This window comes from Duganella paludis (assembly GCF_054461335.1).
This window is the reverse complement of record NZ_CM136922.1, coordinates 2,975,628-2,992,629: the sequence shown is the minus strand read 5'-3', so window position 1 is coordinate 2,992,629 and position 17,002 is coordinate 2,975,628. Positions and strand designations below refer to the sequence as shown.

Genomic DNA, 17,002 nt, shown 5'->3' with positions numbered 1-17,002 from the left:
TAGGGAGAAAACTGATTTACTCAGGTGCGATCAGGGCGCGCGCTCTATCACTCTCTAGGCCTCGAGAGCAAATAGATCCTCTCCCATTGCTAACTCAGCTTGAGTGCGTGCGGCTTTCCTTACTTTAGCGGCTAGAGTGGCCCATTCGGAAGCAGATGCAGCGGCGCATGCCTCGTTATAGAGCTCGCTGATGGAACCCTGCACCACGACTGGATTCACTAACTTCAAGAATCCCTGGCCATGCAATGCAGCGCGAAATGCCACCCTATATGGAGCATCCCCGGCAACTACGCAATCGCTGCCGCCATACCGAACCATCGACGTTACCTGGGACGCACCGATCGGGTTACTGCTTGCCAGATTGCGCGCGCAGGTGGAGTAAATAAAGTCATTTACATCGCTGGCGCTAAGGCTACGATCGCTATGGCATAAAAGGGCGTAGTGGCCTCGTTTGTTGGCGCCCCCGCGGCTGGTGATTAGCAGATGTTCTGGAAGCGGTGCGACGCAGCCATTGCTCTCAATGTAACTGAGCCAAAGAACGGTTTCGGAAGGTGCCACATCGACCTGCTTTGGGGCGCTTTTCATTGGCGTGAAAATCACATCAACCTTACCAGTTGGACTCAACTGTCTTGCCAACGCGACGCCACCGCCCAGCGAGCTACCGATCCCCCAAGCAAACACGCCATCGCCGGCCATGCGCTCCAGCTCCTTGCGCTTGAGGATGGCCTCTAGCGTTTGCCCAGCCTCAGTTCCCATCTTCGTCCAGCAGAAGATGTCAGGAATGGAATCTTGGGATAGTTGTCGGCCTATTGCTGGCTCGTTCAAGGGATCGAACATCACGGCCTCAAATGTGCATAATATTTGGTATTATATAAAAATATGCACAAAACGCAAGCGACATGGAGTAACACGAGGACCCAGTTGAATGAGGCGTTGGCCTCGTACGCCGGTACACCAACAGAGCTTGCTAAGGCGAGCGGAGTGAACTTTTACGCTGCTCGTAGGTTCCTAAGAAATGGGGCAACTAGCCGAGGGGAAAATGCATTGTTGCTGTGTGCATATTTTGGTGTCAATGTGAAAGAAAGTGCACGCAATGAGGACGAAATGCTCAATAGCCTGTGCAAGTTGGTAGGCGAGGTTTGGGACGGCACTCCCCCTCACGCCGCATTGTTGGCAGAGCTGATTAATAGCACCCGTTCGTATACTATTAAAGAACGTCGGCACGAGGATTGATGAGGGCGTATTTTTGCACCTAAGGAGGCTCTGTTGGCAAACAACGCGGATGAATTTCGGATACGCCTAGCTAAATCTACTGGGCTGACAGACTCTGCCATACGTGCGGCCTGGCCAGAATGGTGGAGTGAGGCAGCTGATGCCTCGCCTTCTGCACAAGCTGAGTTGCGCTTCTCTCTTGCTCGCAACCTCGGTCTGGATCCCGTTACCGTGCTGGACGATCAGACCCCCAAGTTCATCTGGGACGATTCAGCAAAGTACAAAAGCTTTAAAGGGGACGATGAACGTGACAAGCCTGCCATTACGGCATTCGGTAAGTCCGTCACGCGAATGCTAGTCAAATCTATTGCCCAGGCAATGCCTCTCGTCGGAATGCCCGCTTCGCAGCTTCGGCAGTCAATTTTGCGCAACAACCAGTACGTTGGTCTTATCGAGCTCCTCGCTACGCTATGGGCGGTCGGAGTGCCGGTTCTTCATCTGCGAGTTTTTCCTTTGCCAGCTAAGCGCATGAGCGCGATGGCTACCAGTTTCCAGGATCGACATGCAATCCTCTTAGCAAAAGATTCGACATACCCAGCGGCGATTGCTTTTAACGTTGCACATGAGATTGGCCATATCGCCTGTGGTCATGTGGCTGCTGGCTCCGCACTTATTGACATGGACGATGATGGTGTCCCGCAAGAGCAGGACGGAGAAGAGCTTGAAGCAGATCATTATGCGTTGGAGCTGCTAACGGGAGACCCCGAATTTCAGATTGAAAAGCAGGGGCAAGGTCGTAGCGCCCGTGACCTTGCTAAGCAGGTACTCGCAGCTGGGCCGGAGATGCGTATTGAGCCAGGCACAATGGCCTTGTGCTACGGATTCGCCACTGGAGAGTGGCCTACGGCACAAGGAGCATTGGGCCATATTTATGACAATGCCATCCCAGCATGGGAGGTGGTCAACAAGATCGCCGTGCAACAGATGGATTGGACAAAACTGTCTGATGAGAGCACCCATTTCCTAAAAGCAGTCATGGGAGCACCAGCATGAGCGGCGCATTGATCGATACAGATATCTTGCTTAAAACTGCGTCGTATCAGTTACTCAAACAGCTCCTCTTGACCGCCCCATTCGGGACTAAGAGGCCCGCTATGATTGGCGCCGCGCAGTTTGTAGTTACGGGGAAGTTGAAGAGGAAGCTCAAAGGCGATCAAGAGGTGGCGGCCAAGGCGCACTTCCTCGACGCCATTCAGTCGATCGCTGCAGTGGAGCCAACGCCATCGGAACTGCAACTAGCTGCCAAGCTTGAAAGCGCCGCCCTTACGTTGGGAGTAGACCTCGACATTGGAGAAAGTCAGCTATGCGCGTTGATGTACACGCGCGGCATCGGCTTGATGATGACAGGCGATAAGCGTGCTATCAAAGCCATTTCAACCCTGAATCACGAGGATCCGTGTGCCTATGTCCACGGAAAGGTGGCATGTCTGGAACAGCTTATCCTGTGGATGATAGATCACGCTGGGATCGGCGCAGTGCAGGCTCCTGTATGTGCAGTACCGGCAGTCGACACCAGCTTGACAATGGCCTTGGGATGCAACTCCGGTGGAAGCCCCGAGCCATCGTGTAGAGAGGGGCTGGCAAGCTACATTAACAACATCAAAGCGAGCGCTCCTGACGTGCTGGTGTCTTATCCAGGCTAGTTCTTCAAAAAAACAGCGTAGGGATTGCACAACTCAGCGACTAAATCAATCTGCACGAATTTCTCGTCAGGCGCCGGAGGAATATCGACCCCTTCCCCCAGCTCCAGGCACGCTTTGTCTACGCGCCCATTGATATACCTAAGTCCAGACATGCCTTTGCTATTGCCGATCGCTACTGCTGACTTTCCCAACGGTAGGACCAGCTTCTCGCGGCGAAGTTCCTTGATCGCTAAGGCATACCTTGATCCTAAAACATTAATCTCTTTGGGCACCTTCTCCCAGTCAGCGCCGTCTACCGAGTAGTACTCGGCGCGTACGGGATCTGCAAAGTGATTGGACTTCATCTCGTTCATGCACAAGATCACTTTTTCTCCACGCCCCTCACGTTCAGTGACAAACGGTTGAACCTTGGTAGTCGGATGGCAGGTGTTGCCGCCGTAACCCCACAAAGCGAATCCAGCCTCTTTAATTTCCTTTGTCTTGCGCTCGATAATGTCCTCAAGCGATTCCTGAGCGTGGACTCCCACTTTCATAAACAGGATGCCGCGGTTCGGCACAATGATGTCACCCATTATTTGCCCTCCTCAGCGAATTCCTCGTAGCGGTACTCATCTTCGTTTGCCTTGCCATAATCGACGCGTCTTTTCTCTCGCACATAGCGAATCTTGATTTTGCGATCCTTGCCGTAGAAGTTTTCCAGCCTCGCAGGATCGTCGATCGGGGCCGAGCTCGTGATGGGAGTGAGTTCTGGCAAGGACTTGATCATCAGGTTGCATGAGCGTAGCGTAGGGTTGTCGTCCAAATGATATTGATGAACCTTCGAGGCCATGCGCTGGACGAAAAATCCAGCTGATAGGGCGAACTTCTGGACCTCAGAGAGAACCACTTGCGGCCAGGCCAGCTCATGGTCATCGGCGATGACAATCATTCCCTCGCCCTTGTTACCGACAGCCTCCATCCCACGTTGGGAAAATACGTTGACGCTCGCCCCACCGTTACTCGCCCCCCACGGCGGATTGGTGTAGAAGCAATCAAACTCACCTACTTCTGGAAATGCCTCCAGAACGTTGTAAAGGGTCGAATCGAGACTATCAATGCGCTCCCGGTCCGCGAAGCGTTTGATTGCGTTGCAGATACGCTCGTCGAAGTCGAAGACTTGGATTTTCGAGGGACCGTACGGAAGAATCTTGCTGTGCATGAGGAACGCGACGCTGACGCTGATGGCGTCACCGTCACCGATGAACGCCAGCCGTTTTCCATGAGCCCATTTGGCAACAATCTCGCTCTGAAGAACCATGTCGCCGGTCTTCATGTAGATCTGATCCATTTCGCGCAGGGGACGCGGACGATTTTGGACCACATCAGAAATCGCATTGATTGCTGCTTTGAGATCGATCTCCGCCATTCGGCTCTCCTGACTAGAAGTTGCACATAACAGTAGTGACGAGAAAATTAACTCAAGCAAATAGTAGCTGATCTTTATGCTAACTGACCAGCATCAGCACGTAACTCGCATAATGCTATCGAGATCCTGTTGGACTCTCGAAGATGCGAGAAAACACCAAATAATTGTTCTTATGCAACATTGAAATCGGCTCCACTGATGAACTTCTTGTGGTGAGGCTGTACAGCGGCGAAACGCTTGGATGTGAACATAAGTAGTGCCGGGTTGCTGGGGTAAGAAAGTGGCATAGGCGTGGAATATTTACACCAAAATAAGTGCAGAACACCTTATTTGGTGTATTATTGGTTCGTAGATCCTAGGTACTTTTAAAACGTTGTAACTAGCTAGGAGCAGTTGATGAACGAGCCAATTCCAATGACTCCCGACGAGTACCGCGCAGCGAAGGCTCGTTCTTGCATTTCAGTTGCCGACAACTGGTGTGCGGCAACAAAGGTGACAAAAGATCAAGATAAGTCTTACTCTTCTGGTCGTACGGTAATCCCGGACACGGTTGCTAAAAATGTTCGCATGCTCATAGAGGTCTTAAGTGCGCGTGGACGGAGTTTGGCAGACAAGATCGGTGAAGCTCTGGCGGAATGCACAGTTAACTTCGATGACGCTAATGGCGCTATTACGCTTACATTCGCTTCAATGAATAAGGTGCAAATCGAGTGCGCCGGCGTTGACACCCTGAACTTAGCGCCGGTGTATGTATTTGCTCGGTCGACCAAAAATGAGGCAATCTTCATTTACTTTGGGGATCGCTCTATCATGAAACCGAAGCATATTACTGGTGGTTGGTTTCTTTGGCGCGGTAACTTCTCGGAAAGTCGTCACATGCACCGCATGCAGAATTACTTCAACTATATCGAAGAGCCGATTTTAATGATGGCCTTCAACGCTTATGTATGATTGTCAGATTCAAGTGCTATGGCCTTGTCTCCCTTGTGTTCGCAGCGGGGGAGACAAGCTAACTAGCGTCTTATAAACACTGACGCCCATTGCGTTCCGCGCCGGCCGGTCGCCGGTATGTAGATACAGGAACTATATGCCTCAGTACGATGAAGATGATGAAATCTCCGAATATCAGCGCAAACTGAACACGCAGATCCAAGAAGAATTGGATGATCGTGGCGCTGGTGGAATCCCTTGGGAAGAAGTGCCTGATGATCTGTTTGAGGAAGCCGAGGAGGCAGCTAAAAAGATCGTCGGAGAAGACCCTGACACGGATTAAGCGCTCTCCCCTAGCAGTGACCGATGTCCGCAAGAAGTGGGCATCGGTATTGAGAGGGGCGGCTGGGGTACCTGGTCGGCAAGTAAAACGTTCTTCAGCGACGGCCAAGTCGCTCTGGACTGGTCAAAGTGTAATGACACGGCCGGCGTGGTGCTGGCCAAGAGAAAAAATGAACCAAGTGCAACAGATCCTAAACTTGCTAGCGCGAGGCCAGAAGCCATCAGTAGCTGATTTGGAAGCAAGGGGTATTTGCCCGAAGCCATCAAAGCTGTAATGGGGCGAGGCGATGTGGTGACATGCTATGGCGCAGTACGCGACACCAGTCAATCATGTAAGAGCAAGGCCACGACGGAGGCAAATCTGAAGTGGCTGGACAAAGCGCGGAGCTAGGTATCTCTCGAACATCGGTCGGCGCTACTTGCGTTCGGAAACGACCTAGCCGGTCACGCTGAGCGCCAATTGGCCACTGCAATCGAACCATACGCTTTCCATCTCTGAGGTTGGAATAAGACCGAGGCGGTGAAATACCGTAGCCAAACGCACAAGCCCGACGGACTTTCGCCGCATTCAACTTTGTTATCCCGGTTTTTCGGTATCTCCGACGGACTTTACATGGTTGCATAGTCGTAAAAAAATCCTAAAAAATCATAAGTTTAGGATCCCCTCTTCCGACGGACTTTATTGTCTGGATTCAGGGCTCTGAATGCCTGACTCGACACAATAAAGTCGGTCGGAGAACAATAAAGTTGGTCGGACATAGGCAGGTGCTCGTCAGCGGTCGCTGGTCTTGCCGACTAGGCTCCTGTAGAGTTAGCACTGCCGACAGGCTGGTTTCGGCTGCAGCAGTCGTTCGACGGGTAGTCGCATAGGTGGCTTCGGCAGCGCCGTTCGTTGCAAGTTCATGCGCTCGGTCTAATATGGCGCTCAAGTCGGACGGGCCGGTACGTGGCGCAGTTCATTGTTTAATTTGCGGGCGGCCATCCGCTTAACTCTACGTTAGGCCTCAGATGCCCTCAGAGTATCCAATCGCCCTGCGGCCGCTTGACGCTAGGCATACGAGAGTGCAATATCAACGGCGCAACTAACGCGAAAGGAAAGAGCAATGGCGACCGACTTCGTTGTACACCGAGGATCTCCCGTTACCCTAGACGCAAATTCGGTTATTGAGCTTTACTACAACCGCTTTGTCCTGCAGTCGGGAGCAAAGCTGATTCTCAAGCGCTTATCTTCCGACTTCAAGGTGGGCGAGCTCATCATCGAAGATGATGTAGAGATTCTTGGTGCTGGCAAGAGCGGTGTTCATGGCCCCGACGGAGTCAGCGATAAGGTCCAAGCTGGTATCGGCGACGGTGGCTGGCCCGGTAACCCTGGCGGACACGGCACGAATGGATCCCCGGGATCCAGCATTGCCATTACTGCGGTTTCAATGCATGCCATTGGGCGAAACTTCCAAGTTGACCTCAGAGGCGGTGATGGCGGCCACGGCGGTCACGGCGGAAATGGCGGTATGGGCGGAAATGCGGGCTGTCCGCAGAAAGGTGGCGACGGCGGACCTGGCGGCGATGGCGGCAACGGCGGCGATGGCGGGCCTGGAGGCAAGTTCATCGTTACGGCTTCAAGTTACATACCGGGCGGCGCACTTCCTGAGCCTACGCCTGATCTATTTTTGGTTAAGGGAGGCGCCGGCGGTAGGGGCGGCCAGCCTGGCAGTGGCGGGCACGGCGGCGATGCGACCACTTGCGGCCCGTGGGGAACCCTACAAGTCGACGGCGGTGGCCCGGGCGGCTCCGGCAGGCCAGGAAAGCGGGGACGCGGAGGCGAAACGCATCGCCCAGTGATTGTTGGCGTCTAGAACATCAAATGCCTGTTCTTTCTCCACGCTGAGGCCTAACCCCTCGCTCAAGCGGAGCGCCAACGGCAGGGCGCCAGGGCCCGGTCGGCGGTACGCGTCATGCGCTCGGTCTAATAAGGCGCTCAAGTCGGGCGGGCCGGTAGATGGCGCAGTTCATTGTTTAATTTACGGGCGGCCATAGGCTTAGCTCTACGTTAAAGCGCGATAACACTCAATGCGATTTGTCACGCAAATTTCGTATTAACCTCAGTTGCTGGCGACTTGTCGTGCGCCTGGGAGCCCTAAGTGTCCGCTTTCGGGAAACTGCTATGACCGGTGTGGGGGAGAAGCGGCCTTACCCGACCAACTTTACCGTGGGGGCCGAAAGGACATTGTCCATAGCTGTGCTACGACCAACTTTGCTCAGTTCTCCAGTCCTGCCAAATCAAGGACTTGTCTCGCGTAGTCCGACCGACTTTATTGTTTCCTTTCATGCCATACTGATGTTTCGTGCAAATATAGTCTGAGACATACAATTAAAGTCTGAGACGTGTAATTAAAGCTTGAAACAAATCGTCGCTGTTACAGAAAGCGGAAACGTTGGCAGGGCTAACGCTTCCGCTTTCTACGCTGTCAGCCTGGGTATTCTCATCGCTACCGCCATTCGTTCTCTCTGTGAGCACCAGGGCTCAGCCCGGGTTTCTTATATTTCCCCAGTTGATCTAGCAGTGCTCACGCCACCTTTCACAAGGCGACGACCCAGCCCCCTCGAGAATCACATCTCATACACCACGCCTGGGGACACAATCTCCGACGAGAGACTTCAGATCTCGAACAGGACATCCACAGCCGCTCACGCGGCTGACCGCATTGAAGTTTTCCCTTGTGGTCGGTTACCCGAAAACGTCATTAGGTGTTCAAGAGAAAAAACGGGAATCGTAAATCCAGCGCTTCACGGTCACGGCACTAATGGCCGCTACGTCCGGGTGTTGCGGATTAATCAGTACATTGTATTCATCAGGTACGCTCACCGATGGCACCAGTAGCAACGCCGAACTGCCGGATGCCACCAAGGCATCACCGGCGGTTCGGCTTGTCATGCCGGAAGGAACGACGTCCCAACCGCCTGGCAGCGGGTCGAGCACCTTGTGCTTGGCCCAGACATCGTCGGGAACGTCGATCCGCACCAGAAAACGATTGAATGGCAGGCCGCCGCCGCGTATGTGCAGGACCGTTTCAATCGTCGCTAGCGCAATGTTGGTGGCGCTATAGATGAGCGGCGTTCCAACGCTATTCCAACGTCCACCTGTCATCTTCGCACCGGTGCCGCTAAGGTCATCGGCGGTATGGCTTGGCGCTTCGACGGAAATGCGCCACAAGGCATGGTCAAGCGTAGGCCCCGCTTTGGCTCATAGACAGCAATTCGGCCACAAGCTTTTGCCCTTCGAAAGTGTTCATGTAGCACGCCGGCGTGGCTCCACCAAGTGCTGGTAGTGGCTTGGCCAACCAGGCCGCTACCCATCGTGCCGCGTCAAAGCCGGTTGGGTCGCCGGACTCCTCCACCATCGCTTGTACTTTGCCTATCAAAGACGCGACGCCCTCGCGTTTGTCAGGGGCAGCTTGGCCTGTAGAACTGCTTGCTGCCTGCCGCGTCGCTTTAACCTTGGAACTTGGCATGGTTGTCTCCTTAAGATTGGCGTATAGCGCAAATGATTGGATAACCAGAATCAACCCAGCCCCTCGCTGCGGCTGCGCGGATATTGCGGCAGACCGTCGGCGATGGCATTCCACGGCAGCCGGTAGTCAGTCTGGGTGTGATCGGCCGGAGCCATTGCTTCGGGTTGGTCGAGGCTGCAGATGGTGACGTCCAGTTCTTGCGGCAGATCGTCCCGGCGGTAAGTGAGGGCGGTGCCGCAGGCTGCGCAGAAGGTGCGCGTGACGTGTTCGCTTGAACGTAGTTCCGCTGGCGAGCCGCTGAGCAAACGAAATCCCTCGCTTGCTACGGTGAACCACGACACGGTAGGCGCACCTGACACGCGTCTGCATGTCTGACAATGGCAAGTCGTCTTGTTCGTGATGTCGCCGTCGACTTGATAGCGCACCGCGCCGCAATAGCATCCTCCGGACCTTGTCATGATCGCCTCCCCCCGTATTATTGCGTTGTCGTCACTGGACTATTCCGCCGTCGGTGCTGCTCCCTGGACTAGCTTGAGCATAGAATGGTTCATCCCCCGCACAAGGAGCCAGTATGACCACGACCACCGAATCCCGTCCGCCGTTGCCGCCCTTCGACCGCGAATCCGCGCTGTTGAAGGTTCGACTTGCCGAAGATGGCTGGAATTCCCGCAATCCTGAAAAAGTCAGTCTGGCCTACACGCCGGACAGCAGCTGGCGCAACCGCGCCGAGTTCGCCACGGGCCGCGCGGAAATCGTGCAGTTCCTGTCACGCAAATGGGCCAAGGAGCTCGACTATCGCCTGATCAAGGAGTTGTGGGCATTCGAAGGCAACCGCATCGCCGTGCGCTACGCCTACGAGTGGCACGACGATTCTGGCAACTGGTTCCGTTCCTACGGCAACGAGAACTGGGAATTCGATGAGCAAGGTCTGATGCAACGCCGCTTTGCCTGCATCAACGACATGCCCATCAAGGAAGCGGACCGCAAATTCCACTGGCCGCTCGGCCGCCGTCCGGACGACCATCCCGGCCTGACCGAACTCGGTTGCTGATGCCCAGCCGGCCTGGCGAATAAAGCGGCTTAGTTAGGCGTCGCTTCCTCGGGCCGCAGCGTCAGCACGCGCACGCCGTTGCGCGTGACCGCCACGGTGTGCTCGAACTGGGCCGACAGTTGGCCGTCGCTGGTCACCACCGTCCAGCCGTCCTCTTCGGTGTGCACTTCGCGGCGGCCCTGGTTGAGCATGGGCTCGATGGTGAACACCATGCCTTCGCGCAAGATCAGCCCGGTTTTCGGGCGGCCCCAGTGCAGCACCTGCGGCGCTTCGTGCATTTCGCGGCCGATGCCGTGGCCGCAATATTCGCGTACCACCGAGTAGCCGTGACGCTGGGCGTGGCGCTGGATCGCGTAGCCGATGTCGCCCAGCTGCGCGCCCGGGCGCACCGCCTGGATGCCCTTCCACATGGCTTCATAGGTCACCTGCACCAGCCGCTGCGCCGCCGGCGCCACCGCGCCCACCAGATAGGTTTTGCTGGAATCGGCGATGTAGCCATTTTTCTCCAGCGTGATGTCGAAATTGACGATATCGCCGTCCTGCAGGATATCGTCCGGGGACGGCACGCCGTGGCACACCACCTGGTTGCGCGAGGAATTCAGCGCGTAGGCGTAGCCGTATTGGCCCTTGCTGGCCGGACGGGCATTGAGCGCGTTGACGATGTAGCCGTCGACCAGGTCGTTGACCTCCATGGTCGACATGCCGATCAGGTTGAGCTGGTCGAGGCGGCCGAAGACGCCGGCCAGCAGCTTGCCGGCCTCCGCCATCAAGGCGATTTCCTCCGGCCGCTTGGTCATGCCGCCACCGCCCGCAAGGCCGGCGATTCCACCCCGGCGGCGCGCAGCTCGCGCACCACGATTTCATTGAACGACAAGGTCGGGTTCATCTCGCTGAGCATGCCGATCTTGATCCAGAACGCCGCCTGCGCGTTGATCGAACGGCAAGCCACCGCGCTGGCCTTGCGGATCTGGTCGTGCAGATCTTCGTCGATGTTGACGATGCCCATAAACTACTCCTATATACGAAACGTATACGAAGTATATATTCGTTCAGCCGAACCGCGCAAGCCGCTTTATTCGGGAATCGGCTTGATTACCAGGAAGTGATAGGTCAGCGCGCCGGCGAAGGCGATGCCGGCGCCGGTCAGCAGGGCCGGCACGAAGGACCAGCTTTGCGCGATGTAGCCGGTCAAAATCGGAGCCAGCGCGCCGCCGAGGAAGCCGCCGAAGTTCTGGATCGCGCCCAGCGAGGCGATGCGGCTGGGCGGCGCCGCCACCGTGGCCAGCGACCAGGCGCAAGCCGAGGAGGCGTTGGCGAGGAAGATCACGATAGCGATGCAGGCCACGGCCAGCACATTGCTCTCGACCAGCGCCGCCGGGATGGTGAACGCCACCATGCCCAGCATGGTCAGCACCACCGCGTTGCGGCGGCCGGCAATCGGCGAGGCCGCGCTCTTGACGATGCGGTCGGAGGCCCAGCCCGCTACCAGCGCGCCTGCAAAGCCGCAAGCGAAGGGAATGGCGGCGGCGATGCCGGCGTAGGCCAGGTCCATGTGACGTTCGGCCCGCAGGTAGCCCGGCAGCCAGGTCAGATACACCCAATTCAGGTACACCGAGCCGAAGAAGCCCAGCATCATGCCCCACGTCGTGCGATGACGGAACAGGGCGCGCCAGGTGGCAAAGTTCGCCGGCGGCGCGGCGGCAGCGCTGTCGGCCAGCTCCAGGTAGGCGCGTTCGTCGGCGCTCATCTCGGCGCGCACCGGGTCGCGGTACAGCGTCACCCACGCCACCGCCGCCACCAGGCCCAGCGCGCCGGTGACGAAGAAGGCCCAGTGCCAGCTGGTGGCGAGGATCAGCGGTGGCAGGCACAGCGGCGCCAGCGCCATGCCCAGCGGCGAGGCGGAATTGAAGATGCCGGTCGGCGTGCCGCGTGCGCGCGGCGGGAACCAGTTGCTGACCGCCCGCGCCGCCGCCGGGAAGTGCGGCGCTTCGCCGATCCCCAGCGCAATGCGCGCCAGCACGAAATAGCCGAAGGTGGCGGCCAAGCCGCCGGCCGCCTGCGCCAGCGACCACAGCACCAGTCCGGCGAACAGCAGCCAGCGCGGGCCGATGCGGTCGACCAGCGCGCCCACCGGCAGCTGGCACAGCGCGTAGCTCCACGAGAAGGCCGACAGCAGCAGCCCCATCTGGCCGAGCGAGAGGCCGAGGTCGGCCCGGATGAATTCGTTGGCCACGGCCAGGGTGGCGCGGTCCAGGTAGTTGATCACGCCACACACCACCAGCAGCACCAGCGTCAGGGTTTGTCTACGACGAATTCGGATAGGGGGCTGCACGTGGTCACCAGGGAAAGGGAAAATGAGGGCGAGTATAAGTGCACTTGCGGCGCAACACGCAAATATCCGTGTTCCTGGCCCTAGGGCCTGGCCTGCGCCGCCAGGTAGCGCGCGACAAACTCCTCCGGCGGCATCGGCTTGCCGAGCAGGAAGCCTTGCGCCAGATCGCAGCCGGCGGCGCGCAGCCATTCGAGCTGCGACGGTTCCTCTACGCCCTCCGCCACCACCGACAGGCCGAAGCCGTGCGCCAGCGCCAGAATCGCGTGGATCACCGTTTCGCCGCTGTGCGGCAGCAACTGGACGAAGCTGCGGTCGACCTTGAGCTGGTTGATCGGGAAGGTCTGCAGGTAGGCCAGCGACGAATAGCCGGTGCCGAAGTCGTCGATCGCCAGCCGCACGCCGAGTGCGCGCACCGCTTGCATGAAGTCCACGGCGCCGCCCACGTCCTCCATCAGTACGCTTTCGGTCAATTCCAGCTCCAGCCGTTCCGGCGCCATGCCGCTGCGCGCCAGCGCGCGCTTGACGTCGTCGATGAAGCACGGCTCGCGCAACTGGCGGGCCGACATATTGACCGCCAGCGAGAGCGGCGCCGCTTCCGTTAAAGTCCAGCCGGCCACGTCCTGGCAGGCGCGGTGCAGCACCCAGCTGCCCAGCTGCACAATCAGGCCGCAGTCTTCGGCGATGGGGATGAATTCGGCCGGCGAGATCAGGCCGTGCTCGGGATGGCGCCAGCGCAGCAAGGCCTCCACGCCCAGCAAGGCCCCGCTGGCGCAGCAGAATTGCGGCTGGTAGTGCACCGCCAGCTGCTCCTGATCGATGGCGCGGCGCAGCTCGCGTTCCAGCGCGGCGCGGCGCTGGGTGGCGGCGGTCATGGCCGGCACGTACTCGGCCAGCCGGTTGCGGCCGCCGTGCTTGGCATGGTAAAGCGCGGTGTCGGCGCTGCTAACCAGCTCGCTCACACTGGTGGCGTCGTCCGGATACAGGCAGAAGCCGACGCTGGCGGTGGCGAAGAATTCGCCGCAGTCGAGCTGGAACGGGCGGCTCAGCGCCTGCGTCACCTTGGCGGCCACGGCCAGCGCGGCGGCGCGGTCGGTCACCGGCCACAAGACGATGGCGAACTCGTCGCCGCCGATGCGGCCCACCAGGTCGGCGCCGCGCACGGCGCCGCGCAGCGCCGCCGCCACATGCTTGAGCAGTTCGTCGCCGGCGCTGTGGCCGGCGGTGTCGTTGACGACCTTGAAGTTGTCGAGATCCACCAGCAGCAGCGCCAACTGCAGCCGCTGCGCGCGGGCGCGCTCGAGGTCGGCCGTCAGGCGCGCATAGGTCGAGTGGCGGTTGGGCAGCTCGGTGACGTGGTCGGTATGGGCCATGTAGTCGAGCTGGCGCTCGGCGGCGGCGACGCGGGCGCGGGTTTTGCGTCCCAGCGCCGCCACTACCAGCATCGCCAGCAGCGAGGCCACCACCAGCAGCCCGAGGTAGCGCAGCATGGCCGCGCGTACCCGTTCGGTGCTGGTGTGCAGCACCGTGTGGCCCAGGTCGGCATTGCGGTAGCGCACCGTCTCGGTAACGGTCAGCACGCCGTCCGGCGCGGTGTCCGGATGGGCCAGGCGCGCCGGCAGGCGGCTGTCCGGATAGGAAAACTCGGCGAATAGCTTGCCCTGCTGGTCGTAGATGCCGACCGCCCGCAGGCCCGGCGCGTAGCGGAAGGCCCGCAGCGCATCCTTGGCCGCCTCGCGGTCGCCGAACATCAGCGGCGCGGCCACGCTGTCGGCCACGATGGCGACCTGCACCTTGCCGGCCTCGGCCAGCGCGCGCCGCATGTCCAGCAGCTGGTAAGCGATCAGCACCACCCCGGCGATCACCAGGGCGGCGACGGCCGCGATCAGCTGGCTGGTGCCCAGCGCGCTGGTGAGCGGCGCGGTCTTGTCGGCGATGCGGCGCTTCATCGGACGTTCCTTGCCAGCCGCAGCAGGCGCGAGCTGAAGTGCAGGCCGGCGCGCGCCGCCTCCACCGTGTCGATGTCGAAGCGCAGGTGCTGGTCTTCCTCGATCAGGGCGACGGCGCCGGCGTAGCCGCCCTTGGGACCGTCGACGATGGTCAGCGTGCCGTTGACCGCCTCGGGCGGCCGCGCGCTCACGGTGCGCAGCACCAGCACATCGCATTGCGCGCCGGGGGCCGCTTCCAGCACCGCCAGCCGCCGCTCGCCCACCGGCTTGCCCTGCAGCCGGCGCAGGCTGTCCCACAACACATGCGAGCTGCTGACGCACACCTGCAGCGGGCGCGCGACGGCCGCACCGGGCCAGGTGGTGAACTGGGCGATGTTGTAGACATAGGCCGCTTTCAGCGCCACGTCGTCGGTCTGCGCGCCGCCGTCGCGCGCCAGCGCCAGTAGCGTCAGCAGCGCGGCCAGCGTGCGCCACGGCGGCAGGCGCCGGTTGCGGAAGCAGGCGTCAGAACGCATAGCCGATCTTGGCGATGATGCTGCGTCCCTCGCGCGGAATGGCTTCCTGCACGAAGGCCGGGCCGGCCGGATCGGCGTAGCGCCGGTCGGCGGCGTTGTACAGGCTGACCGACCAGTCCAGGCCGGCGCTCAGGCGGCGCGCCGGCGCCAGGGTCAGGCTCCAGGCGCAATAGCCGGCGGCCAGGGCGTTCTCGGTCAGGCGCTGCGAGACGCACTGCCCTTCCATGCCCAGCCGCAGCGCGCCATCCGCCAGCGGCACCGTGCCGTTCAGCTTGGCCAGGTGACGCGGCGAATTGACCAGTCCGGCGCCATCGCCATCGCGGCTTTTTTGCCAGGCGTAGTTGGCGCGCAGCCGGACGCCGCCGGCGAACAGCCGTTCGCCCGCCAGTTCCAGGCCGTTGGCCGAGGCGCGCTCGGTGTTGTCGAACATCAGCATCTGGTCCGGCCTTACGGTTTCGGTGATCAGGCCGGAGATGCGGTAGTGGAACACGGCCAGCGATACCTTGCTGTAGGCGTCCGGCCGGCGTTCCCACACCAATTCGTGGGTGGCGATTTCCTCGGCATGCAGGCGCGGATTGGCGGCCTGGCCGCCGACGTCCACGCCCACCGCGTAATACAACTCGTAGGCGTTGGGCGAGCGGTAGGCGGTGCCGTAGATCAGCTTGATGGTGTCGATGGCGCTGCCTTGCCAGATCAGCGCCGCGCGCGGGCTGAAGCGCGTGCCGGTGATGCTGTCGCGGTCGAAGCGCAGGCCGGCGTTGACCAGCACGGTGGGGGTGACCCGCATCTCGTCCTCGACATAGGCGCCGAAGCGGTTGTCGGCGCGGCGGTCGTCCAGCTGCAGTTGGTAGGGATCGAGGTTGAAGCTGAACTGGTCGCGGCGGGCATTGCGCTGGGCCTCCAGGCCCACCAGCAGCTTGTGGCCGGCGATGCCGCTCAGTGTGGCGTCCAGGTTCAAGCCGTACCAGGCCGCGTGGTCGCCGTCCACGTTCTGGCGCGGCCGTCCTGCCTGGTCCTCGTACCAGCCCACGCCCAGGTAATCGGCGCGGCCCCAGTTCAGGCGCGCGGCCAGCGACAACTGCGCGCTGGGCGCCGTGTGGTACGCCAGGCTGGCATAGCTTTGCGTGTCGCGGGTGGAATTGGGAGTGTTGAAGATGGCGCCGTAGGAAGCGGTCGGCACGCCCTTCGTGCGATCGATGTAGCCGGCGCTGAAGCCCCACTCGCCACGGCTGGCCTTGACGAACGCGCCCTGCGAGCGCTGGTAGTCCAGGCCTTCGGCCAGGCCGTGGTTCTGCTCGGGCGTATCGAATTCCGGCGCGTACAAGGCGCCGCCCCGGCGGTTGCTGGCGTTGACGGAGAACAGCAGATCGGTGCCGTCCTGGGCGTGGTAGCCGTAGCTGGCGCGGCCGCGCCGTTCGCCCTTGCTGCCGGCCGAGACGGTGGTCTGGGCGCCGGCCATGGCGCTGCCGGCCTTGGTGATGACGTTGATGACGCCGAACAGCGCGTTCGAGCCATACACCGCCGCGCCCGGTCCCGGCACGTATTCGATGCGTTCCACCAGATCCATGTCGACCAGGCCGTCGCTGCCGATGGTGGCCTGGTCGTACACGCTGTCGTTGACGCGCACGCCGTCGATCAGCAGCAGGAAACGGCTGTCGTAGTCGCCCGGCCGCAAGAAGCCGCGCGCCCCCAGGTAGTCGTAATTGCGGTCGCTCGACACGTACAGGCCCGGCAGCGTGGCCAGGGCGTCGCCGAGGGTGCGCCAGCCGTGTTCGCGCACATCCTGCGAGGTTAGCACCGCCACGGCCGACGGCGCATCGCTGGCGCGCTGGGCAAAGCGCGAAACGGAGGTCACCATGGTGACGTCCATCAGGCTTTCCAATGGCAGCTTGCTGAGCTCGTCCGGGAGTTCCGACGCCTGTCCATGACAGGTCTGGTAAAGCAGGCCCAGCAGTAAGGCTTGGCGGGCGCGGTGGGAGGCGTTCACGATAGACGACGGCTTAATATTGATGTTCGGAAAATCATGTTACTCCCAGCGGAGGTGAAAAATGAATTTC

At 60.1% G+C, this 17,002-nt stretch carries 18 protein-coding genes; 6 read left to right on the top strand and 12 right to left on the bottom strand.

Annotation, left to right across the window (positions count from 1 at the left end; all coding sequences use genetic code 11):
* Positions 1-54: 54 nt before the first annotated feature.
* The gene (locus ACXZ1M_RS13405; protein ID WP_459053632.1) at positions 55-837 is read right to left on the bottom strand and encodes a hypothetical protein; all 783 of its coding nucleotides are present in this window, start codon (positions 835-837) and stop codon (positions 55-57) included.
* Positions 838-1,266: 429 nt separating this feature from the next.
* Here ACXZ1M_RS13405 and ACXZ1M_RS13400 point away from each other — a divergent pair, with 429 nt between their 5' ends.
* Together ACXZ1M_RS13400 and ACXZ1M_RS13395 are read left to right on the top strand one after the other, a co-directional pair.
* Positions 1,267-2,265, top strand: a complete 999-nt coding sequence (locus tag ACXZ1M_RS13400) for an ImmA/IrrE family metallo-endopeptidase (protein ID WP_459053631.1) — start codon at positions 1,267-1,269, stop codon at positions 2,263-2,265.
* Positions 2,262-2,915 (top strand): hypothetical protein, encoded by a 654-nt coding sequence (locus tag ACXZ1M_RS13395; protein ID WP_459053630.1) that lies wholly within the window; start codon positions 2,262-2,264, stop codon positions 2,913-2,915. Before ACXZ1M_RS13400 ends, ACXZ1M_RS13395 begins: the two co-directional genes overlap by 4 nt.
* Here ACXZ1M_RS13395 and ACXZ1M_RS13390 read toward each other — a convergent pair.
* Complete coding sequence (locus ACXZ1M_RS13390; RefSeq protein ID WP_459053629.1) at positions 2,912-3,487, bottom strand: hypothetical protein; 576 nt, start codon at positions 3,485-3,487, stop codon at positions 2,912-2,914. The two genes, ACXZ1M_RS13395 and ACXZ1M_RS13390, sit on opposite strands and share 4 nt — an antisense overlap.
* A complete protein-coding gene (locus tag ACXZ1M_RS13385; RefSeq protein ID WP_459053628.1) occupies positions 3,487-4,320 on the bottom strand; it encodes a bis-aminopropyl spermidine synthase family protein in 834 nt (277 codons plus the stop codon). Before ACXZ1M_RS13385 ends, ACXZ1M_RS13390 begins: the two co-directional genes overlap by 1 nt.
* Positions 4,321-4,716: 396 nt before the next feature.
* Here ACXZ1M_RS13385 and ACXZ1M_RS13380 point away from each other — a divergent pair, with 396 nt between their 5' ends.
* The 3 genes from ACXZ1M_RS13380 to ACXZ1M_RS13370 all read left to right on the top strand — a co-directional run bounded on the left by ACXZ1M_RS13380 (position 4,717) and on the right by ACXZ1M_RS13370 (position 7,445).
* Complete coding sequence (locus ACXZ1M_RS13380; RefSeq protein ID WP_459053627.1) at positions 4,717-5,271, top strand: hypothetical protein; 555 nt, start codon at positions 4,717-4,719, stop codon at positions 5,269-5,271.
* A gap of 136 nt (positions 5,272-5,407) precedes the next feature.
* Complete coding sequence (locus ACXZ1M_RS13375) at positions 5,408-5,593, top strand: hypothetical protein (RefSeq protein ID WP_459053626.1); 186 nt, start codon at positions 5,408-5,410, stop codon at positions 5,591-5,593.
* Positions 5,594-6,695: 1,102 nt separating this feature from the next.
* A complete protein-coding gene (locus tag ACXZ1M_RS13370) occupies positions 6,696-7,445 on the top strand; it encodes a hypothetical protein (RefSeq protein WP_459053625.1) in 750 nt (249 codons plus the stop codon).
* Between the two features lie 896 nt (positions 7,446-8,341).
* On the opposite strand, the gene ACXZ1M_RS13365 is transcribed toward ACXZ1M_RS13370, so the two are convergent.
* From ACXZ1M_RS13365 to ACXZ1M_RS13355, 3 genes are read right to left on the bottom strand one after another with little or no spacing between them, the layout of a single operon-like run.
* Entirely contained in the window at positions 8,342-8,803 is a 462-nt protein-coding gene (locus ACXZ1M_RS13365; RefSeq protein ID WP_459053624.1) for an RES family NAD+ phosphorylase, read from the bottom strand.
* Between the two features lie 7 nt (positions 8,804-8,810).
* Entirely contained in the window at positions 8,811-9,101 is a 291-nt protein-coding gene (locus tag ACXZ1M_RS13360; protein ID WP_459053623.1) for an MbcA/ParS/Xre antitoxin family protein, read from the bottom strand.
* Between the two features lie 50 nt (positions 9,102-9,151).
* On the bottom strand, positions 9,152-9,559 hold the full coding sequence (locus tag ACXZ1M_RS13355; protein WP_459053622.1) for a GFA family protein: 408 nt from the start codon (positions 9,557-9,559) through the stop codon (positions 9,152-9,154).
* Positions 9,560-9,672: 113 nt separating this feature from the next.
* Between ACXZ1M_RS13355 and ACXZ1M_RS13350 the strand changes: the two genes are divergently transcribed.
* Positions 9,673-10,152 (top strand): nuclear transport factor 2 family protein, encoded by a 480-nt coding sequence (locus ACXZ1M_RS13350; RefSeq protein WP_459053621.1) that lies wholly within the window; start codon positions 9,673-9,675, stop codon positions 10,150-10,152.
* 29 nt (positions 10,153-10,181) lie between these two features.
* Here the strand turns inward: ACXZ1M_RS13350 and map are convergent, their stop codons facing one another.
* The 6 genes from map to ACXZ1M_RS13320 all read right to left on the bottom strand — a co-directional run bounded on the left by map (position 10,182) and on the right by ACXZ1M_RS13320 (position 16,932).
* Entirely contained in the window at positions 10,182-10,949 is a 768-nt protein-coding gene (map, locus tag ACXZ1M_RS13345; RefSeq protein ID WP_459053620.1) for a type I methionyl aminopeptidase, read from the bottom strand.
* Positions 10,946-11,158: a ParD-like family protein gene (locus ACXZ1M_RS13340; protein ID WP_459053619.1), complete on the bottom strand. Its 213-nt coding sequence runs from the start codon at positions 11,156-11,158 to the stop codon at positions 10,946-10,948. The genes map and ACXZ1M_RS13340 overlap by 4 nt, the downstream gene beginning before the upstream one ends.
* A gap of 66 nt (positions 11,159-11,224) precedes the next feature.
* Positions 11,225-12,484 carry an MFS transporter gene (locus ACXZ1M_RS13335; protein ID WP_459053618.1) on the bottom strand — a complete coding sequence of 420 codons (1,260 nt, stop codon included), beginning with the start codon at positions 12,482-12,484 and terminating at the stop codon, positions 11,225-11,227.
* A gap of 80 nt (positions 12,485-12,564) precedes the next feature.
* Complete coding sequence (locus tag ACXZ1M_RS13330; RefSeq protein ID WP_459053617.1) at positions 12,565-14,430, bottom strand: putative bifunctional diguanylate cyclase/phosphodiesterase; 1,866 nt, start codon at positions 14,428-14,430, stop codon at positions 12,565-12,567.
* Positions 14,427-14,945 carry a YfiR family protein gene (locus ACXZ1M_RS13325; protein WP_459053616.1) on the bottom strand — a complete coding sequence of 173 codons (519 nt, stop codon included), beginning with the start codon at positions 14,943-14,945 and terminating at the stop codon, positions 14,427-14,429. The genes ACXZ1M_RS13330 and ACXZ1M_RS13325 overlap by 4 nt, the downstream gene beginning before the upstream one ends.
* Entirely contained in the window at positions 14,935-16,932 is a 1,998-nt protein-coding gene (locus ACXZ1M_RS13320; protein ID WP_459053615.1) for a TonB-dependent receptor plug domain-containing protein, read from the bottom strand. The genes ACXZ1M_RS13325 and ACXZ1M_RS13320 overlap by 11 nt, the downstream gene beginning before the upstream one ends.
* Between the last annotated feature and the right edge of the window lie 70 nt (positions 16,933-17,002).